This window comes from Pedobacter sp. L105, assembly GCF_009765875.1.
Taxonomy (GTDB): domain Bacteria; phylum Bacteroidota; class Bacteroidia; order Sphingobacteriales; family Sphingobacteriaceae; genus Pedobacter.
Map to the genome: position 1 here is coordinate 94,479 of NZ_LMUP01000014.1, position 21,839 is coordinate 116,317.

15 protein-coding genes are annotated in these 21,839 nt (G+C 42.2%); 10 read left to right on the plus strand and 5 right to left on the minus strand.

All coding sequences use genetic code 11. The features are described from left to right. The first annotated feature begins 5 nt into the window (after positions 1–5). Positions 6–1,346 carry a hypothetical protein gene (locus tag GSQ84_RS23440; protein WP_158799813.1) on the plus strand — a complete coding sequence of 447 codons (1,341 nt, stop codon included), beginning with the start codon at positions 6–8 and terminating at the stop codon, positions 1,344–1,346. Between the two features lie 55 nt (positions 1,347–1,401). Here the strand turns inward: GSQ84_RS23440 and GSQ84_RS23445 are convergent, their stop codons facing one another. Continuing rightward, positions 1,402–3,279 carry a CocE/NonD family hydrolase gene (locus GSQ84_RS23445; protein WP_158799814.1) on the minus strand — a complete coding sequence of 626 codons (1,878 nt, stop codon included), beginning with the start codon at positions 3,277–3,279 and terminating at the stop codon, positions 1,402–1,404. Between the two features lie 208 nt (positions 3,280–3,487). Between GSQ84_RS23445 and GSQ84_RS23450 the strand changes: the two genes are divergently transcribed. The 4 genes from GSQ84_RS23450 (at position 3,488) to GSQ84_RS23465 (ending at position 9,709) form a co-directional block, all read left to right on the plus strand. Further along, positions 3,488–5,353: a CocE/NonD family hydrolase gene (locus GSQ84_RS23450; protein ID WP_158799815.1), complete on the plus strand. Its 1,866-nt coding sequence runs from the start codon at positions 3,488–3,490 to the stop codon at positions 5,351–5,353. 141 nt (positions 5,354–5,494) lie between these two features. Further along, a complete protein-coding gene (locus GSQ84_RS23455; RefSeq protein ID WP_158799816.1) occupies positions 5,495–7,345 on the plus strand; it encodes a hypothetical protein in 1,851 nt (616 codons plus the stop codon). 18 nt (positions 7,346–7,363) lie between these two features. Beyond that, positions 7,364–7,885: a GNAT family N-acetyltransferase gene (locus tag GSQ84_RS23460; protein WP_158799817.1), complete on the plus strand. Its 522-nt coding sequence runs from the start codon at positions 7,364–7,366 to the stop codon at positions 7,883–7,885. Between the two features lie 36 nt (positions 7,886–7,921). Further along, a complete protein-coding gene (locus GSQ84_RS23465; RefSeq protein WP_158799818.1) occupies positions 7,922–9,709 on the plus strand; it encodes a DUF885 domain-containing protein in 1,788 nt (595 codons plus the stop codon). A 41-nt stretch (positions 9,710–9,750) separates the two neighbouring features. On the opposite strand, the gene GSQ84_RS23470 is transcribed toward GSQ84_RS23465, so the two are convergent. Beyond that, entirely contained in the window at positions 9,751–11,151 is a 1,401-nt protein-coding gene (locus GSQ84_RS23470; RefSeq protein ID WP_158799819.1) for an FAD/NAD(P)-binding protein, read from the minus strand. A gap of 268 nt (positions 11,152–11,419) precedes the next feature. Here GSQ84_RS23470 and GSQ84_RS23475 point away from each other — a divergent pair, with 268 nt between their 5' ends. The 3 genes from GSQ84_RS23475 (at position 11,420) to GSQ84_RS23485 (ending at position 16,996) form a co-directional block, all read left to right on the plus strand. Further along, a complete protein-coding gene (locus GSQ84_RS23475) occupies positions 11,420–14,341 on the plus strand; it encodes a sugar-binding domain-containing protein (RefSeq protein WP_254070960.1) in 2,922 nt (973 codons plus the stop codon). A gap of 143 nt (positions 14,342–14,484) precedes the next feature. Continuing rightward, positions 14,485–15,366 carry a beta-1,6-N-acetylglucosaminyltransferase gene (locus GSQ84_RS23480; RefSeq protein WP_158799820.1) on the plus strand — a complete coding sequence of 294 codons (882 nt, stop codon included), beginning with the start codon at positions 14,485–14,487 and terminating at the stop codon, positions 15,364–15,366. Between the two features lie 94 nt (positions 15,367–15,460). Beyond that, entirely contained in the window at positions 15,461–16,996 is a 1,536-nt protein-coding gene (locus tag GSQ84_RS23485; protein WP_158799821.1) for a S8 family serine peptidase, read from the plus strand. A gap of 146 nt (positions 16,997–17,142) precedes the next feature. On the opposite strand, the gene GSQ84_RS23490 is transcribed toward GSQ84_RS23485, so the two are convergent. Next, the gene (locus tag GSQ84_RS23490; protein WP_158799822.1) at positions 17,143–19,482 is read right to left on the minus strand and encodes a S9 family peptidase; all 2,340 of its coding nucleotides are present in this window, start codon (positions 19,480–19,482) and stop codon (positions 17,143–17,145) included. 69 nt (positions 19,483–19,551) lie between these two features. Between GSQ84_RS23490 and GSQ84_RS23495 the strand changes: the two genes are divergently transcribed. Next, complete coding sequence (locus GSQ84_RS23495) at positions 19,552–20,226, plus strand: M48 family metallopeptidase (RefSeq protein WP_216849022.1); 675 nt, start codon at positions 19,552–19,554, stop codon at positions 20,224–20,226. A gap of 6 nt (positions 20,227–20,232) precedes the next feature. Here GSQ84_RS23495 and GSQ84_RS23500 read toward each other — a convergent pair whose 3' ends face one another. Next, positions 20,233–20,667 carry a hypothetical protein gene (locus GSQ84_RS23500; protein ID WP_158799823.1) on the minus strand — a complete coding sequence of 145 codons (435 nt, stop codon included), beginning with the start codon at positions 20,665–20,667 and terminating at the stop codon, positions 20,233–20,235. A 437-nt stretch (positions 20,668–21,104) separates the two neighbouring features. Here GSQ84_RS23500 and GSQ84_RS23505 point away from each other — a divergent pair, with 437 nt between their 5' ends. Continuing rightward, positions 21,105–21,458, plus strand: coding sequence for a two-component system response regulator (locus tag GSQ84_RS23505; protein WP_158799824.1), 354 nt, complete (start codon positions 21,105–21,107; stop codon positions 21,456–21,458). Here GSQ84_RS23505 and GSQ84_RS23510 read toward each other — a convergent pair. Further along, entirely contained in the window at positions 21,455–21,820 is a 366-nt protein-coding gene (locus tag GSQ84_RS23510) for a PleD family two-component system response regulator (RefSeq protein WP_158799825.1), read from the minus strand. The two genes, GSQ84_RS23505 and GSQ84_RS23510, sit on opposite strands and share 4 nt — an antisense overlap. Positions 21,821–21,839 lie beyond the last annotated feature (19 nt).

Below are 21,839 nucleotides of genomic sequence, written 5' to 3' on the forward strand. Positions count from 1 at the left end.
CTCTCATGGGAAAATATCGTTACCTGCTAGCCCTTATCTTATTGTTCGCTTCATGCACAAAAGATAGTGATTTCGACCCTGTTAAAGCTTCTGAAGGAACGGTAAAGGACGCCGGTTTAATCGCATTTAAAATGATTCCCTTATCAGCTAACCAGGTAAATGTTGCTTTTGCAAATACCAACCCAGATCAGCCATTAGCAAAAGTGATATTAAGAGAAGATAGTACTGTGCTTGCTACCACGATTGTTGATACTTCTCCCGGAATGTTTACAGCTACTTTTACCTATGCCTTTCAGGCCGGTAAAAAATATAATTTCCTGGTGCAGTCGGCAGCTTCATCTAAAACAATTAAGCAATACCGTATTCCTGAATATATACATCAGTATGTGAGCGAGTATGCTTATCAAAAAATATTGCCATTGACGCAGGGCCTCGGGATCAATTCATTTGACCTTTCCCCATCGCGTAATTATCTTTTTATTACCGACTATATCAATAACATCTCCCAAATTAAACGGGTTAATTTACAAACGCTTGCTGCCGAAAATGTGAGCAATAGCTTAAGCGGACTCCTGATCAGGGCGGTTTCGGATGATGATATTTTAGTTTATGGTGATAAGACTACACAAAACCTGCCTGCAACGCCAGACCCTGGAGATGATGCGGAAATTTTAGCCCGCTACAGTATGCTTAACCAAAGGTCTGTTTTTGTGGATTATGTATCTTCTGGTTATGGCAGGACCTCGCGGATAGTAGATAATCATGTACTGGTTACTAACCCTATATATACCAGGAAAACTGCCTCACTGATCAATCTCATTGATCTCTCAAAAGTAGAATATCCACTAAGTAATTTCGATTTCAGGTTTATCAGTTTTTATAGTTTTAATGATATCCTTTATGATAATATGATTGTTAATCCCGCTAACGGACAGTTTTCAACACCAGTGACGCTGGATGATAATTCTGGTTTAGTAAATATAGATCATTCCACAGGTTATATCTTTACAGCAACAACAGTAGAAAACGCGGCTCATGACTTTTTAAACGGTTACAGCGTATATAAAGGAAATACATTAGTCTACCGCTCTGATACTGTAGCTTTGAGAAGTATAGACTTTCCAATCATTTATAATATCAAAAACGATGTAGTCACTTTTCATCAGGGCTTTGGATACGATACCAAAGTAAATATTGATGGTTATTACATACTCGACTTAAAAACAAAAGAACTGAAGCTGGTTCAGGCTGATAGTAGTCCCTACGTAATTGAAGATTACCAAATGAAAGATGGAAGTGTCATTTCTATCAGGGCCGATGGGGTTTACAAACTTACGCTTAAATAAAAAAGATCCTGCAAACCAGATTGCAGGATCTTTTTTATTTAATGGTTAACCTTGTTTATTTCAGCACTTCAACATCCAGGAAACTGTCGTTGAAAACAGTGTGGGTAGAAGTGATATAATCGCTTTGTTCTGCTTTGTAAGGATTAGGCACAAACTTTTGGGGGTTACGTGCAAACAATGGGAAAGCAGTACTTTGTACCTGTATCATGATACGGTGACCTTTTTTAAAGGTATGCAGCACATCCTGCAAACGGAAGTTCACATCAGTCTTTTGATTGGGAACAAAAGCTTCCGGTTTCTCAAAACTGTTGCGGAACCGGCCCGGCATAATTTCAGAACGTACCATTTGCTGATAATTAGCCAGCAGGATGTTCTTATTAGGCATGTAAGGGTGGTTTGGTTCATTACCCGGATATACATCAATCAGTTTTACGATAAAATCTGCATCGGTACCTGTAATGGCAACTTTTAAATGAGACATTAACTCACCGCCAAGCGTAATGTCGCTGGTTAATGTGTCTGTCTGGAAAACCAGTACATCCGGACGGCGACCTGCAAAACGCTGATCTTCGCTCATGTAGTTATGCGGCGTGAAACCTTCAGTAGTCGTATTATCTTCAGTGTAAGGAACTGGTTTCATCGGGTCACTGATAAACGAAACAGATCCGGTAGCTGAAGGCTGGCTAAAGGTGATCTTTCCATCATTTCCCAGATAAAGTTTTTCATGTACTGCAGCAGGTGCAGGCCATTTATCGTAGGTTTCCCATTTCTTTTTACCGGTATCATACATGTAGGCATTAGGTAATCCAGAATTTTTATCACCAGATCCTTTCAGGAAGTGGTTAAAGAATTTAGCCTCAATGTTTTTCTGATAAAATGTTGCAATGCTATCACCAAAGTAAACATTGCTGTGTAAAGTGTGTCCGGTTTCGCGTCCCCATCGGCCATGCCCGAAAGGTCCCATCACGATGGTATTATAAGCATTGGGATCTGATTTCTCAATAGCCCTGTGGATAGCCAATGGACCGGTCAGGTCTTCTGCGTCATACCATCCGCCAACCAGCATCACAGCAGGTTTTACCTTGCCGAAATGTTTTGGTAAAGAACGTTTCTGCCAGAATTCATCATAGTTTGGATGGTTCATGGTTTCCTGCCAGAAGAAGTTGTCTTTATACCACTGGTTGAAATTAGGCAGTGCACCTACATCCAATAAAAACTGGTAACCGTCAGTGGAAGTTTTTTTGATGTCATGTCCGCCATACCAGGCTTTGCTGGTAGTGTCTGTTTTCTGAACACCAAATACAGGGTAAGTAAAGATGTAGCTCTCCAGGAATGACCCGTTATGATGAAAATCATCAAAAAAGAAATCGGAGATAGGAGCCTGTGGCGAAGAAGCTTTTAATGCAGGGTGATTGGATAAGATACCGGCAGCAGTATAAAAACCAGGGTAAGAAGTTCCATACTGACCTACACGGCCATTGTTATCGGTTACGTTTTTTACCAGCCAGTCTATCGTATCGTAAGTGTCTGTCCCTTCGTCAACATCTTTTTTTGTTTTATGCTGATCCAGCTCAGGTGTCATATTGGTCCAGGTGCCTTCGCTTTTGTATCTTCCGCGAACGTCTTGATAAACAAAAATATAACCTTCTTTCATCATCGTTTCTGAAGGGCCTAAGCGGGCTGGATATTTGTCCTCGCCATAGGGTGCTATGCTATAACAGGTACGTTGCATCAGCATCGGATATTTGTTTTTGGCAGAAGCGTCTTTCGGGGTGTAGATCGAGGTAAATAGCTTTGTGCCATCTCTCATTGTGATATAAACGTCTTTCTTGGTGAAATGATCCTTAGCATAGGGATCTGCCATTCTTTGCGCAAAAGTATTGCAGCAAATCAGCAACAGGGATAATAATAGTATATGGGTTTTCTTTCTCATGAGCGATTATAATTTTAAGGAGCGAAAATAAGTGATAATGACATAAATTGTTGTAACAATATTGCGTTTATTTTATAATTAGTGATTATTATTTTTGATAATTGATGTTTAATTGCAATTTTAAAAGAAATCTTTGTAAGGTGTTTTTGTGAAAACAGCTATGATTTCCTGCAATCTCCTTAATATTTAAAAATACAATATAATCCTGATGAAACAATTGATCTTTTTTATCCTTTGCCTGTGTACTTTTAGCGGTTTTGCCCAAAATGGTATGAACGGTGCAGATGCTGATTATGTAAAAGCTAATTATACCAAGTTTGAGTATCAGATTCCTATGCGGGATGGTAAAAAGTTATTTACCTCGGTTTATGTGCCAAAAGATCAATCGAAGAAATATCCGTTTATGATGGACCGTACCTGTTACAGTGTGGCCCCTTATGGACCAGATCTTTACAAAACTGCTTTGGGCCCTTCAACACAGTTTCTGCATGACGGCTATATTTTTGTTTATCAGGATGTACGCGGAAGGTGGATGAGTGAAGGGATCTATGAGGAGATGACCCCGGAGCTGGAAGAACATAAAAGTAAAAAGGATGTGGACGAAGGGACAGATACGTATGATACCATCGACTGGCTGCTGGCAAACGTATCCAATAACAATGGAAAAGTAGGGGTATGGGGCATTTCTTATCCCGGTTTTTATACCACTACCGCTTTGCTAAGTCGTCACCCGGCGTTGGTTGCCGCATCGCCACAGGCACCTATAGCCGATCTTTACCGCGATGATGCTTTTCATAACGGGGCTTTTATGCTGGTTGCGAATTTTGATTTTTACCCCGGTTTTACTAACCGTCAGGATGATAAACCTACACAGCGCCGTGCTGCACATAAAGATTTGGGAACAGATGACGGTTATGATTTTTTTATGAAAATGGGCCCGATGAAGAATACCAATGCGAAGTATTACCAGGATACGATCAGGTTATGGAACGAGATGCTTGACCATCCTGATTATGATCAGCATTGGAAAGACCGTAACGTATTGTCTCATTTACATGATATTAAAACTGCTGTACTGGTAACCGGCGGATGGTACGATGCAGAAGATTTGTATGGTGCAGTGAATACCTATAAAACACTGGTAAAGAAAAACCCGAAAACGCCGGTCTATTTTGCGATGGGCCCATGGGTACATGGCGGCTGGGCACGTGGTGCAGGCGACCACCTTGGGGATGTAGATTTTGGCAGCGCCACTGGTGCCACCTATCGTGATAACATAGAGTTTAAGTTTTTTAGCCATTACCTGAAAGGTACAGATCTCGACCTGCCGCCGGTAAATACTTTTGAAACCGGACTTAACCAATGGAAAAACTATAAAACATGGCCGCCAAAAGAAGCCGAGGAGAAAGAATTGTATCTGCTGCCCGGCCATAAGCTGTCTTTTACAAAACCGGTAGCCAGTGAAGATAGCTTTGATGAGTACGAATCTGATCCCGCCAATCCAGTGCCTTTTTTCAATGGGAAAACCATGGATATGGAACGTACTTATATGACTGCTGATCAGCGCTTCCTGGCAGACCGTAAAGATGTGCTCAGCTATCAGACCGATGTTCTGGACCATGATGTAACGCTGGCCGGTAATATATGGGCCGACCTTAAAGTTGCTACTTCGGGCACTGATGCCGACTGGGTAGTTAAAGTGATGGACGTTTACCCGGATACAGCAATAAATAACCAATGGACAGGAAAGGATATACAGATGGCAGGCTACCAGCAAATGGTAAGAAGTGAGGCCATGCGCGGAAAGTACCGCAATGGTTTTGATAAACCTGAAGCTTTTGTTCCGGGAAAAGTAACACCGGTAAACTTTGAGCTTCAGGATGTATTACATACCTTCAGAAAAGGCCACCGGATTTTGGTGCAGGTGCAAAGTACCTGGTTCCCATTAATTGACCGTAACCCCCAGACTTTTGTGGATATCATGAAAGCTGACGAAAGCGCTTTTAAAAAGGCAACGCATAAGATTTATACTTCAAAAGAACATCCTAGTTATTTAAAAGTGAGGGTGTTATAGGTAAAAAGAGTGAATTGGACGGCTAAATTGTTTGTTGCCTTATTGAATTACAGTCATTTAATTTGGCTCAAACGTTTATTCTATTCCAGATAACAGCGTTTCTTGTTAACTTACAGGCTCCATACCGAAGCTATTATTTACATGAAATACCTATTTTTCCTGATCCCTCTAACTTTTTTTTATCCAATGGCAGGATCTGCCCAGACAGGAAGTCCGGAGGAACCTGTCCGTTATGTTGGCGGGGAAACTGTCGACCCCAGTGTGCACGAAGGCCGTTTACGTTATGCCATCGGAACAGAAAATATTCAAACCATGCGGGCCAACCGGACACAGCCCGAGTATACCGGTGGACATACCTGGACCTATAACCATGGCTCAAACCTGTGTTACTGGAACGGAACTTTTTACCAGCATTTTCTAAGTAATGTGATCGATGAACAATCTGATCCGGGAGAAACCCTGGTAATGACTTCTAAAGATGGCCGGCACTGGAATAAACCCAATGTTGTTTTTCCGCCTTATAAAGCACCTGCGGGAGTAAAGATCCCTGCCGGATACAATGGTTATACCATGCATCAGCGGATGGGATTTTATGTTGCCCCTGATGGACGTTTACTCGTATTGGGTTTTTACGGACATGCAGAAGATCCCTTTGAAAAAGGTGGAATTGGACGTGTAGTGCGGGAAATCTATAAAGATGGATCTTATGGTCCTATTTATTTTATACGTTACACCAGTCAGGCACAATGGAATGAAACCAATACCAGTTACCCATTTTTCCGCAAATCTAAAGACGCAGGATTCGTGACTGCCTGTGAAACTTTGCTGAAAGATCCGCTGATGACCTTCCAATGGTTTGAGGAAGATAAGGGAATAGATGGATTCTTTAAAGGCAGGGAAGGGCAGAAGGCACTTTCTTACTACCACCGTAAAGACGGAAAAGTGGTAGCGCTCTGGAAGAAATCGTTCGCCGCCATTTCATCTGATGAAGGAAAAACATTTTCGGCACCGGTTAAGGTGCCTACTTTTTTGATGTCGGGTGGTAAGCAGTGGGGCCAGCGCACCCCTGATGGGAGGTACGCCATTGCCTATAATCCAATTGAGCAAACCCAATACCGTTTTCCTCTGGCCATTGTTACAGGAGATGACGGCATCCTTTATGACCATTTACTCCTGGTACAGGGCGAACTGCCTTTACGCCGTTTTACGGGTAAGTTTAAAGATTTTGGCCCCTGTTATATGCGGGGTATAGAAGAAGGGAACGGCAAACCGCCAGGCACAGATATGTGGTTAAGTTACAGCATGAATAAGGAAGATATCTGGATAGCCAGGATTCCCACACCTATTACCTACGCTGTAAAAGGCCCAGTGAGTGACAATTTTGATCAGCTGGAAGTTGATGGTGTTATTCCAAAATGGAATGTCTATTCTCCGGCATGGGCACCGGTATCTATAGTGAAAAGCCCTGAAAAAAGCGGTAAATCTTTGCAGCTGGTGGACAGGGATAAATATGATTACGCCCGGGCAATACGGGTTTTTGAAGAAGGAACTAAAGTAAGTACAATGATGAATGTGCGGGCTGATGGTGCCAATACAGGAAGATTGGAAATTGATTTGACCGACCAGTTTGGAAACCGCCCGGTAAGGATCCGTTTTGACGAAAGCGGACAGATCATCGCGACAGATGGCAGTACAGAAAAGGTTCTTCAGCCTTATCAGAAAGATAAATGGTATAAAATAGAAATCCTGACCGAAGCGAATTTGCATGGACAATACTCAATTCTTATCGATGGAAAAAAGGTAGTCAGTCATGCGCAGCTGGCAGAGGCAGTTAAATCTATAGAGCGACTTTCTTTACGTACCGGCCCTTACAGGAACCTGCCTAACCGTCAGACACCTAATGAAACAAAAGAACCACCATTGCCGGGAGCTGATGAACCCATTACACCAACTATTTTTTATGTAGATGATGTACAGGTGAAAGTTTTATAAATTTAACTGATGATGTTGATGAATACACATTTTACAACCGAAAGATTAAGCCTGCAACCGCTGAAATTAGCCGATGCAGGTTTTATCTTTCAGCTTGTTAATACAGCCACCTGGCTGCAATTTATTGGCGACCGTAAGGTGGGGGCTGTAAAAGATGCTGAAGCTTATATCCAAAAAATCCTGGGAAACCCTGCAATACGCTATTGGGTAGTTAAACTAAAAGATCAGGAAATTCCAATTGGAACGATTACCCTGATTCAAAGGGATTATTTGCCGCATCCTGATATCGGCTTTGCCTTTTTGCCCGAGTATGGTAAAAAAGGATATGCTTTTGAAGCAACGAACATCGTGCTGCACACTTTCTTAGAAGATCCATTGTTTGCTACAATTATGGCTACGGCTGCGCCGGATAATATCAATTCTATTCAGTTACTGGAAAAATTAGGTTTAACTTTTAAGGAGAAAATCGAAGTTGAAGGTAAAACCCTTGTGTTATACAGGATCGTAGCTAATGATATTGACCAGATACCAAAACTTTAACTGAATAATTTTACCTTAGTATTCTAACTATTATTTATGAAACCACGCTCTATTTTTAGCGCCTCAGCTGCCCTGGTGATTTGTCTGTCACCATTTTCGGCTAAGCTGCAGACCAAAACAACGGCAGATAAGGACTGGATAGTGAGGTCCAATCATTATACGCAAATGCTGATCGACCTGGATAAGAAATATTCACCAGAATATGGATCTTCACAGGGGCTGGCAGAATACGATACCCAGATTTCGATACCTACGCTGGCCAATCAGCTGGCTGAGAGAAAAGATGAAGAAGGATTATTGCTCCAATATACTGCTGCTTTAAAAACTGAAAAGGAAGCGCTGGTTTTACAGGATTTGAATATCCTGATCAGCCATTTGAAACTGGGCTTTCGCCAGCAGGATTTTGCACAGCAAAGACAGGTTCCTTTTTTAAATGCAACATCTGTCATTTACGACGGACTGGATATTTTACTGGATGACCAGACACCAGCTGCCCGTCACGCTGCGGCTATTGTGCGGATGCGCAAATATGCAGGTCTTGAAAAAGGCCATCGCCCCTTAACCACTATCCTGCAGGAACGTGTTGCCCACCAGCTGGCAGGCGGTAATATGATCTATCCTTCTAAACAACAGATGGAGCTGGATTTATCACGCAATGCGAGTATCATTAACGGTATTGCAGAACTTTGCAAGAAATATAAGCTTAGCGGATGGGAAGAACCTTATGCAAAGTTAAAAAAACAGGTAGAGGATTATGATCTGTGGATTCGGCAGCAGGTGCTGACCAAAGCACGTGTAGATTTTAGGCTGCCGCCTGAAGAATATGCCCTGGCACTGGAAGCTTATGGCGTAGATATTCCTCCTGCAGAACTGGCTAAAATGGCCCATGCAGCTTTTATCAGTATTCAAAATGAGATGAAACCAATAGCGGCAGAAGTTGCCCGTCAGCGTCATTTACCATCAAGTGATTACAGGGATGTGATCCACGAATTGAAGAAGGAACAGATTCATGGCGATTCTATCATTCCTTTATATGAACACCATTTAAAAGATATTGAAGCGATTATCCGCGAGCACCAGCTGGTTACTTTGCCTAACCGCCCTGCAATTATCCGTTTAGCTACGGCTGCAGAAACTGCCCAGGGCCCGGCACCACATATGGTACCACCGCCTTTCCTTAATAATACGGGTCAGCGGGGAGTTTTTGTGCTGCCCTTAAATATGCCTCCGGTTGCCGGAGAAAAAACAGGAAGTAAGTTTGATGATTTTACTTTTGATGCAGCTTCATGGACTATTATTGCGCATGAAGCGCGCCCGGGACATGAACTTCAGTTCGATAAAATGGTAGAAGAAGGCGTATCACAGGCACGTTCATTATATGCCTTTAATTCAACCAATGCTGAAGGCTGGGGTTTGTATTCGGAATACATTACCAGGCCTTATATGCCATTGGAAGGACAGCTGGTTTCCCTCGATTACAGGTTGTTGAGAGCTGCCCGCGCATTTCTCGATCCTGAATTGCAGGCTGGTACAGTTACCCAGCAGCAGGCCCTGGATCTGCTGATGAAAGATGTGGTACAATCCCGTGCTTTTGCCCAGCAGGAGGTCGACCGTTATTCACTGAAAGCCCCAGGTCAGGCCAATAGTTATTTTTATGGTTTTACCAGGATGCTCGCTTTAAGAAAAGAAACTGAAGAGGCATTGGGTGCCAAATTTAATGCGCTCCGCTTTCATGATTTTATCTTGTCACAAGGTTTGCTGCCGCCAGCGCTGATCCATGATGCAGTGATCAATGAGTTTGTACCGGCAGAGAAAAAACTTTAAATAGGAAACCAGCATTTACTGTAACCGGTAAATGCTGGATTTTAACCCTTAGCTGCGGCTAGCTGTTCTGCCAGTCGTTGCGCCTGCATCCTTAGTTCAGGAACTGCCGTGCTTTCCCAGAGTGTACCTTTTAAGTTGGCACCGATAACAAATAGATTTTTCCTCTGCCCTTTGGCGTTGATCACACAGCCATTCTCCGGGCTGGCTTTTATGCCCAGCTGAAATTCATCCGGACAGATCAGCCCTCTCTTTTCCAGATTGCTTAACAATTCACTGGCAGTTAGTTTAGTGTCAGGGCCGGTGCAATTGATTACCCTTTGTACAGCCAGCTGTTTCAAACTTCCGCTGCAGCGGATCGTAACTTCTATATGGTTGTCAGTTTCCCTGATTGTCTTAACACATCCCTTATGGGTAACCAATTTTCCCTGACTATACCTGTCCTGTATAAATTCATGTATCCCGGCAGGGATTCTATGGCGCAGGCTTCCCCAGAGATGGCTTAGGTGTTTGATGAAATGCTGTTTTTCTCTGCCGCTGAATGCCTGCCATACGGTTTGCGTATGTGGCCTTAGAGCGTCGACAGCAGGAAAAATGGATTGGTTAAGCTGATCGGCGATTTTGCGGTGTTTATTTAAAGTGTTCAGTAATCCTGGTAAGCTTGTTTTCTGTCTCAATAGCGCCGGATAGGGAGGTGCCGGATAAGCGGGTTTTGTTTCTTTCCAGGGTTTTAGCTGATAGCCATGCGGAGAAATGGTATGTATTTGTCCGGTAAACCCATTTTCCGTAAGGCCAATAACACTATCTGCCATGGTTAAACCATTGCCAATCAATAATACAGGCACTCCTGAATGGAGCTGCTCCATACATTTTTTATTCCATGGATCTGCAAAATAGTATTTGCTGCTGCTGAAAGAGTCGGGTATACCCGATGGAAGCCCTGGCTTTGCGTTGCCGGTAGCCAGTACCACATAATCGGTAGTTAAAACAGGATGTTCTTTAAGATGTACCTGAAAATGGTCAGCTTCCTCTATGATATCAAAAGCGAAGTCATCGTATACGGTTATCCGGGTCTGTTTTTTTCCGTTGAGCATATCCTCCCATAAATGGCCGAGATATTTTCCATAGGTTTCCCTTGTTGAAAATGCAGTTGCGAGCTCATCTGCCGGGATATGTTCCATGTGCTCAGTTTTCCTAAGCCATTGTATATAATGGTCAGGGATATCGGTATAGGCACTCATTTTGCCGTTGGGCACATTGAGCAACAAGGAAGATGTATGTGGTGCATAGGCGACACCCTTTGCCAGGGGATAACCTTTATTAATTAAATGAATGTGCACGGATGCGTTAAGGCGCATGAGGTTAACGGCCGTCATGATGCCGCAAAATCCTCCGCCTATAATGGTTACCTGTACAGGATTGTTCTTTAAGTTTGTATCTGGCAATTTTTTTATCTATGGTTACGTTGATAACTGTATATGTCTAAAATTATTATGCAATAAATAGAATTTTCGCGTTAAATAATGTTAAATTTAATTTATTTCTTTTAGGGGTAATGTATCTATTGAGACACTTATAGGTTATACACCTAATTCATTTATTTAGGGCTAAACTATCGAAACTTGCGTAAGCTTACAGCTCCTTAAAAGAATATGCAAGCTTTATCACCTTTAAAATTAATACATCAAATGAAACACTATTTAAAATCCCCTGTTGCCAAACCAGAAAAACCAATTGGCAGAGGTGAATAGGATTCTAAAATTTACATTGAGCTTGTGCGCTTTATTATGCTGCTCAGGAATTTTACAGGCGCAAACCATATCCCTTAACGGAAAATGGAGGTTTGCGATTGATTCGGCAGATACTGGAATCAGAGATAAATGGTTTAATACCCTATTGCCCGAATCGGTTAATCTCCCCGGCTCTATGGCCGAAAATCTTAAGGGGGATGCCATCACTTTAAAAACCAAATGGACGGCCAGTATTTACGATAGTACCTATTACTTCAGTCCGCGTTTGGCCAAATACCGTAAAGCCGGAGATCTTAAAATCCCGTTCTGGCTTACTCCCTCAAAACATTATACCGGTGCTGCCTGGTACCAGAAGGATATTGTTATCCCTGCGGGATGGAGCGGGCAGCATGTTTTACTTTCTCTGGAATACGCCCATTCGGAGACCAGGGTTTGGATAGATGAGATAGAAATAGGAACACAATATACATTTGTAGCGGCACAGCGTTATGAATTGCCGCCCAATTTAAAAGCCGGCAAACACAGGTTAACCATATTGGTTGACAACAGGATCAAGGCCATCAATGTTGGGCAGGATTCAAATAGTCTGACAGACCATACGCAGGGTAACTGGAACGGCATTGTCGGTAAGATCCAGCTTAGTGCAGGACCTCCGGTTTATTTTGATGATATCCAGGTTTATCCGGATCTTAAAAATAAGCTGGCAAGGGTTAAAATCCATTTGAAAGCGAAACAATCAATATCTACCAGAGGCAGTATAACGCTTTCTGCCAATAGTTTTAATACCAGTATTGTTCAGCATATCAGCCCGGTTATTGCTGGTTTCCTTATTGACCATGGGGAAGGAGAATTGGAGGTCGACCTGCCAATGGGTAATCATCCGCTTACCTGGGATGAGTTTGATCCGGCATTGTACCGTTTAACAGCATCGCTGGTAACCAATGAGGGTTTAAAAGATCAGAAGCAGCTGCAGTTTGGTATGCGGGAGTTTAAGGCGGTAGACAAACATTTTGAAATTAACGGAAGGCCTGTTTTTTTACGCGGGACAGTAAATAACTGTGAGTTTCCGCTGACAGGATATCCGGCAATGGATGTCCCTTCCTGGGAAAGGATATTCAGGATTGCCCGTGCCCATGGGTTAAACCATATGCGTTTCCATTCCTGGTGCCCGCCTGAAGCGGCGTTTATTGCTGCTGATGAAGTTGGCTTTTACCTGCAGCCCGAAGGCCCTAGCTGGGCCAATCACGGTACTTCTATTGGTGAGGGAAAACCAATCGACCAGTTTATTTATGATGAAACAAACCGCATGGCCAGAAATTATGGAAATTATGCTTCGTTTTGTATGATGGCCTATGGTAATGAGCCAAGGGGGAAACAGGTAGAATACCTGACTGCATTCAACGACTATTGGAAAGCCAAAGATTCCAGGCGTATCTACACCGGAGCTTCGGTAGGAGGAAGCTGGCCGGTAATTTCCAATAACCAATATATGGTACGTGCAGGGGCCAGGGGCCTAAACTGGGGCAAGCGTCCTGAAAGTGAATCCGATTATGCACAGCAAATCGCCCAGTTCTCTGTGCCTTTTGTAGCCCATGAAATGGGACAGTATTGCGTGTTCCCGAATTTTAAGGAAATTAAAAAATATACCGGTGTTTATCGGGCTAAGAACTTTGAATTGTTCCAGGAAGACCTGAAAGATCACGATATGGGAGATCAGTCCAATTCATTTTTAATGGCTTCAGGTAAATTACAAGTGCTCTGTTATAAAAATGAGATAGAAAAGGCCCTTCGTACACCGGGATATAGTGGTTTTCAGCTGCTTTCATTAACTGATTACCCAGGGCAGGGAACAGCACTGGTAGGGATATTAGATGCTTTCTGGGACGAAAAAGGATATGTCTCAGCCAAGGAGTTCAGTCGTTTTTGCAACAGCACAGTTCCCCTGGCGCGTATCCCTAAATTTGTGTACCAGAACAATGAAGATTTTAAGGCAGCTATAGAAATTGCCCATTTTGGCAAAAGCCCGATGGAGAATGCCCGTATTTCCTGGACGATAAAAGATGTAACAGGGAAATCAATCACCAAAGGAAGTTTCGATCCGAAAACGCTTCCTTTATCCAACTGTATACAGGTGGGAACGCTCAGGGTTCCCCTGGCTGACATTTCAGTGGCTGCACAGTTAAAGCTGGAAGTAACGGTTGATGGTACTGATTTTGCCAACGACTGGGATTTCTGGGTTTATCCTGCAGTGCTGCCTAAAACCCAAAGCTCATTTTATTATTGCAGCAGCCTGGACGCCAAAGCTAAAGACGTGCTCGATAAGGGAGGCAGCGTATTTCTAAATGCTTCAGGTAAAGTAGTTAAGGGAAAAGAAGTAGTGCAAACCTTTCTTCCTGTTTTCTGGAATACCTCCTGGTTTAAAATGCGTCCGCCGCATACGCTTGGTTTTGTGTGCAATCCTGTAAATCCTGCTTTTGCCAGTTTTCCTACTGCGGGACATAGCGACCTGCAATGGTGGGAAATTGTCAACAATGCACAGGTAATGAACCTGGAAGATTTTCCCAAAGGATTCAGGCCATTGGTACAGCCTATCGATACCTGGTTTTTAAACCGTCGTTTGGCGCTGATCTTTGAGTGTAAAGTAGGGAAGGGAAAACTGCTTGTTTCCAGTGCCGATCTTACACCCAGCCAGAATGACGACAGGCCAGCGGCAAAACAATTGTTCTTTAGCCTGCAGCAGTACATGCAGTCGCCTCAATTTAATCCATCCTACAGTATTAATTTTGATACCATAAAGGATCTTTTCCTATCACCTTCAAAAGAAATCTATCAGCCTTTTACCAAAGGCAGTCCTGATGAATTGAGGCCTAAGCCAATTAAATGAGCTTAAATCAGAACTTTGTGAAATTTTTGTTGTTAAAGTAACCGGAACTCTCAGCGCTTGTCTGTAATTTATTTTTTTTCTGTGCAATTCGGGCTCCTTTTGATTGTTTAAATAAGATATATTTGTTCTGTAACTTTACCTCAATGAGACTGGCACATCTAATTCTTGCACATAGTAACCCTTTACAGCTGGAACGGCTGGTGAAGCGGCTAATCTATACGCAAACAGATGTTTACATTCATCTGGACGGAAAAAGTAATATCGAAGAATTTATACATCTGGAACGTTTAGAGAACGTTTTCTTTATTGGCAAGCGTACAGCAATTACCTGGGCTAATTATAGTATGGTAACAGCTACGCTGGGCAGTTTTGAGGAGATTTTAAAAAAGAATATTGTTTACAGCCATATCAATTTACTCAGCGGGCAGGATTATCCTTTAAAAAGTGCCGCTGCTATTCAGAAATTCATGCTGGCCAATGCAGATAAAACTTTTATGCGGTCGCGGCAGGTAGATATAGAATGGCAGGAATCGATGTCGAGATTTAACCTCTACAGTTTAGGTGATTATAATTTTCCGCTTAAATTTCCAATCCAGTCCCTGATCAATCGCATTTTGCCCAAAAGGAAGCTTCCGATGGGTTTAAAGCCATTTGGATTTTCGCAATGGATGGCCATTACCCCGGTTTGTGCCAGTTATGTAATCAATTACCTGAAAAAAAATACCGCTGTAAGAAGGTTTTTCAAAATGACCTGGGGAGTAGATGAATTGGTTTTTCAAACCGTCTTATTAAATTCAGATCTGAAACATACCATCGTCAATGATCACCTAAGGTATATCAAATTTGAAAAGGGAGGCTCGCGCCCTAAAACCTTAACCATGGAAGACGCCCAGATCCTGGTAGATTCGAACCAATTCTTTGCCCGCAAGTTTAGTGCGGATACTGATACTGAGATCTTAGATTATCTTGATTTTATCTCCGGGAATGAACTCATAATTTCCAATTCACAGGAAAGTATTAATTAGCCTTTCCGTATTCGGAAAAATAATATTGCCGAAGGTCAAACCTTTTGTGTCAATTGGCTATTTGTTAAATAATTACATTTAATTATTTTGGGTTATGACACGGAAAACCAGCATTAAATTATCGGGAAGTTATAAGGCGAGTATACCGGCAGAAAAACTGCAGGAATTAGATAAAGAAGAGACTATTACGGTAACCGTCCGGTTACGCAGAAAAAAAGAACTGCCTGCGGAGGCTTTTAAAGGGAAGCCGCTCAGCAGGGAAACCTATGAAAAAGAGTATGGTGCTTCGCAGGAAGATGCGGAAAAGGTTGAAGCTTTTGGACATGAACATTTGCTGACTACGGTAAATGTAGATCTGGCAAGGAGAAGTGTACAGTTAAGCGGAAAGATCAGTGATCTGGAAAAAGCATTTGGTGCAGACCTGAAAAGCTGTAAAATCAAATCGGCACATTTCCGGGTGCTTACGAGGGAAGTTTCTGTCTCGGCAGACCTGGAAAATATTATTACAGGGGTATTCGGACTGGATAACCGTCCTATAGCCAGGCCTATGTTCCAGGTGGCAAAAAAAAACGTTAAATTTATTTCCCATGCAGCGGCTCCACAAGCTTTTACGGCCGATCAGCTGGCTGGAATCTATGGATTCCCAACCGGTGTAAGTGGAAAGGGCCAGTGCATAGGGATCATTGAGTTGGGTGGAGGATTTCGTAAAACAGACCTGACCAATTATTTTAAGGGCCTGGGAATGACCACTCCGGTAGTGAAAGCAATTGCTGTAGACGGAGGTAAAAATGATCCTTCTACAGCAGACGGTGCAGATGGTGAGGTAATGCTGGATATTGAAGTAGCCGGTGCTGTGGCCCCGGGTGCCCAGATTGCAGTCTATTTTGCACCCAATACAGATCAGGGATTTTTAGACGCCATTACCCAGGCCATACACGATACAACGAATAAACCATCAGTTATTTCTATCAGCTGGGGAGCGGCAGAAGTAAATTGGACAGACCAGTCGCTGGATAACTTTAACGAAGCATTTAAGACAGCAGCAGCATTGGGGGTAACGATCTGTGCTGCCGCCGGTGACAGTGGTTCGAGGGATGGGGAAACAGATGGAAAGGTCCATGTTGATTTTCCTGCTTCCAGTCCTTATGTACTAGGCTGTGGCGGTACTAAACTGGTGGTGAACAATAACCAGATCTCTTCAGAAACGGTATGGCATGAATCCAGTGATTCTGCTTCAGGAGGTGGCGTAAGTGATTATTTCCCTTTGCCGGATTACCAGCAAAATGCGGGGGTGCCCGTATCATTAAACACAAAGTTTAAAGGAAGGGGAGTACCGGATGTGGCAGCAGATGCTGATCCCGATACTGGTTATAAGGTATTGGTAGATGGTGAGCAAATGGTAATTGGAGGTACCAGCGCCGTAGCACCGCTGATGGCCGGTTTAATTGCCCTGCTGAATGAAAAAAACAAAAAGCCTGCCGGATATATCCATTCACAGATCTACGCTGATCCATCAGGTTGCCGTGATATTACAGCTGGTGATAATAAAACAACCTCGGGAGGAACAGGGTACATTGCTGGTGATGGCTGGGATCCCTGCACAGGTTTAGGAGTTTTATCAAGTCTTTAAACAGGTAATAAATTTTAACGCTGAAAATTGGATATTCGAAGGGGTTAAGAAGAATTTAAAAGGAATGAGCCCGATATAACATCGGGCTCATTCCTTTTAAATTTAGTCTAAAATTTGGGCTCAGTCCGTTTTTGGACCCCGCTTTTTTATTTCACAGCATTTCTTGGATCAACTGTAGTTTTTAATTCGTACTCATGCGGTGGTTCTACCCCCTTTAAATAACGTACAAAATAGTCCCAGCGACGGCGCATCATATAAGGCGAGTAGGCACCATATCCATGCGGGCTGTTTGGAAAGATAACCAGGTCATAATCCTTATTTGCTTTTTCAAGTGCTTCCACTACCAGCAGGGTATTGTATGGAGGAACATTATCATCCAGCATGCCATGGGCAAGCATCAGTTTACCTTTCAGGTTTTTTGCATAATTTTCATTTGCCTGTGCTTCGTAATTAGAGGTGCCATCCGGTTGCTGGGTAAGCAGGCCGATATAACGTTCTCCCCAATCGTCTTCATAATTCCTGTTGTCGTGGTTTCCTGATTCCGAAATACCTACTTTAAAGAAATCAGGGTAACGGAACATCGCTGCTGCAGTGGCAAAACCTCCGCCAGAATGTCCCCAAATGCCCGCAAGTTCAATATCTATATAAGGATAACGCTTCGCAAGCTGTTGCATACCAGTAATCTGGTCAGGAAGTGTATTGTCTGCGATGTTTCCATAGTTCATATCATGATAGCTCTTTGAACGTAATGGATTGGAAGAACCTTCAATTTCTACTACAATAAATCCCAGTTCGGCAAGTGCCTGGTCATCACCTTTTGAAGCAGAGAAGGACCAGCTGCCAACACTTCCTCCCTGAGGGCCAGGGTAAATATGATTGATGATAGGATATTTTTTTGTGGAGTCCAGGTTGGTAGGGCTAAACATCACACCGTAAAGATCAGTCTGCCCGTCATGCGCTTTAACGATAATTGGCGTGGGTGCTTTCCATCCTGAAGCTTTCAGCCTTGAAATATCTGTCTTTTCTAAACTGGTCACGAGTTTACCATCCAGGTTACGTAATACACTAACCGGCGGTACATTATGCTGGGAATAGCTATCTACAAAATAATTTGCAGAAGGGGAGAGCGTAACCTGGTGATTGCCATTTTCAGGAGTAAGTGAAACTAAGTGTTTACCATCAAATCCAATTTTATACAAATGGCTGAAATACGGATTTCCGGGTTCGCGGCCATCTGCAAGAAAATAAAGGACACGTTTTTTTTCATCAACCTTAAGCAGTTTAGTCACTGTCCAGCTGCCTTTAGTGATCTGGTTTTTAACTTTTCCGGTTACAGCATCATACAGATAAAGATGCCCATGGTCATCACGTTCAGAGTACCAGATAATTTCGTTCGAGCGCTGCAGGTATCTCCAGTTGATACTTCCCTGGCCTGATTCGAATTGTGTAGCTGCGGTTTCTTCAAATACATTACGTACAGTGCCTGTCGCTGCATCCGCAATGCGGAATTTTTCCTGTTTATGATCACGCGATGTAGAGACAAAAGCGAGTACAGAAGCATCTTCATTCCAATCCACGTCGTCCAGGCCATTTTCACCGGATGAAATATCATCAGAAAGAGTAGCCCGGTGTGCATCAGGATCAACCTGCATTACGATTACTTTTGGATGTTCAGTGTCAATTACCACACGCTGAATGGTGGCTATTACAGGATCTCCCGGCAGGGGATATTTCCATGCCTTCAAGGTGGGTTTACCAACATTGGTAGTAACGAGGTACATATCGCTTACCTTACGCTGATCCTGTTTAAACGTGGCTATTTTTCTGGAATCGGGCGACCATCTAATGACAGCTTTATCGCTATGTTTCCAGCCGGCATTGTCTGTAGCATAACCAAAATCCTTTATGCCATCTGTAGTGAGCTGGGTTTTTTCTTTGGTGGCCAGGTCTCTTATCCATAAATTGTAATCCTGGATGTAAGCAGCTTTTTTGCCATCGGGCGATACTACCTCGGTACTATTAGTTCTTCTGGTAGCAGCGATGCGTACAGGATGGGTATTCACCGTACAGGTATGATTGCTAAGGTCGTAATTCCATTGTTTATCATCTGCATCAAAAGTGATGGATTTTAAATCAGGTGAAAAGACAAGTGTATGAAATGGCAGAAGGTTGGCTTCATATTTTTTGCCTGTTGCAGCAGAAAGCGCAGCAGCCAGTTGCTGCTGATCAAAGGCCGCCGACCGTGTGCCTTTAGCGGGATTAACGAGTATAAATTCACTGCCGGTGGACGTTAATACGCGGTACCAGAACAGATCTCCGGTTATCCAGGCAGGGCTTACAGCGCCGTGATCTACCAGTTGTTCGGTATTGTAATTCAGAAAACTTTCTGCATGGACATAATCTTTTGCAGTTAAAGAGCTGGTCTGCTGTGCATAGGCCGAAAATGACGCTGCACAAAAGACTACAGGGAGTAAGAGTTTATTCATTTTGATGGGTTGGCGCTTTATTTTGTCTAATATATTATTTTAATTACTTTTAATTAAAATATAACTTAAATGATACCCTATATAAAAACCTCCGCATTTATGCTGGTGGTAATGCTGTTTACAAGCTGTGTTTCCTCTACTGATTGCCCTCCCGGAATTAACCTTTTACCGCTGTATGGCAAGGTGAAAAAGTGCAGTGCACAACTTCAAAGTGACCGTGAATTTCTAAAAGAATGCGATAAAAATTTCAATAGTGACAGGAAGAAAGCATCAGCCTATTATACAGAAAGGGCCTGGAGTTATTTTTATAGCCAAAAGCCCGATACATCCATGATGAGGTTTAACCAGGCCTGGTTGCTGGATAGCTTGAATGCAGATGTATTCTGGGGGTTTGGAAACTTACTGGGACTGCAAAAAAAATATAAAGAATCGCTGGTCTTGTATAACCATTCTTTACGGCTCAATGCATCCAACCCAAAAGTATGGGAAGCTACGGCTATAGCATATGCCCAATTATTTTTTCAAACCAAAGACGTAGGCAATTTGAATAAAAGCATCGATTTTTTAAAGGGTGCCGTTAAGCTGGATGCAAAAAGCCCAAGGTTATATGCAGAAATAACGGCTGCCTACAGCTATTTTAATCAGAAGGACAGTGCTGGTAAGTACTTAAAAATTACTGATCAACTGAACCCGAAAGCTGTGGATCCGCAGGTGAGAAAAGTAATTATGGGAATGAAGCCATAAGCTGGACTAATTTCTGATATTGATGTAGTGATCCTTATTGTAACTCACACATTCCTTAATAAATGCTTCTACCATCTGCACCATATTGTTTACACGGTCAATGTTGCTCAATTTTATCAGATAACAAATTGTATCGTTAAAATCTGCTTTAAATTCACCGATCATTTCCCTGCAAACTTTGCCCGTATCACCGGCAGCTTCTTCCAGTTTTTTTTTGATCGCCTCATTATTACAGATGGTGGCCAGTGTAGTGGAGCGGTGCCCTCTGCTGTTCACGTCAAATTCAAATTCGTCATCGCCAATATCACTAAGCCATACGGTGATGGAACTAAATGCCGTTTTATGCGACTGCTTTAATTTTACTGAGTAATCCATATTTCTGCCTGCAATCACCTTAGTAGTTATTTTCTTTAATTTCCAGCGTAATCTGCAGATGTTCACAGTTTAATGTGTTTTTCATTTTCTTTCGGTTTTAATTCGATACCTCTTATATAATAAGGATTGATGTTTTTGGTTTATTTACCTCTAAGTTATGGATAATATTAAAATATGAAAAATTTTATTTAAATAAATTTTATTTGGGGTAATATGGGGTATTTATTTTCATTGTTAAATATTTGATTTTTTGAGGGGGATGAAACATTTACAGCCTTTTATGTTTTGGAAAGATTATCATATATGCAGTTTTCAGGTTTGATTTGGCTTTTTTTTATTTTAATGAAGCAGGGAAAATTGACGGCTGATATTCAACATCTAATAAATAAAATCTATAAGTATAAATTTAGATGATTTTGAGATGACATTAAGCGAAGTGGTTTAATTTATATTTAGAAAATAAATGTTACAACTTATTGATAAGAAATTTTCTTTTTGTTATTATGGCTTTAAAATTATTGGTTATAGAAGATGATGATGGGATTAGGGAGATGCTCAACCTGGTATCGAAATATGATTCTTATGAATTGGTTATCGCTAAAGATGGTTCTATTTTAGCTGATATTCATGAAATTAAGCCTGATTTGATCTTTTTAGACGAATGGTTGTGTAATGAAAAGGGAAGTGATCTGTGCAGGAAACTGAAGTCTGACCCATCTACAGCCCGATTCCCAGTTGTTCTTTTATCGGCAACTATCTCTATTGAACAATTTGCCCGGCAGGCAGGGGCGGATGGGTTTATCAGAAAGCCATTTGACCTTGCCGACTTAAATCAAACAATTATCAAATATGCTTAATTGATCAGTTCATCAATTTTAAGGAGTAATATATCCATGTCAAAAGGTTTTGCGAGGAAATCATTAGCTCCGCTGGCCAAAGCCGATTCACGTATATCCCGGCTGGCAGAAATCATCAATACAGGTATATCCCTGGTTTCGGGGTCTGCTTTGATCTTTCTGCAAACATCTCTTCCATCAGTTCCGGACATCCATATGTCCAGTAATATCAAGTCGGGTTTTACACGTATTTCAGCTTGAACAGCAGCACCATTCAGGGTAGAACTTACTTCATAACCCACCATTTCCAGCATCATCGAAGTCGCATCAACAATGGCTTCATCATCGTCGGCAATGAATATTTTCTTATTTTTTGTCTCCATTATATGGGAGGCCTGGTAC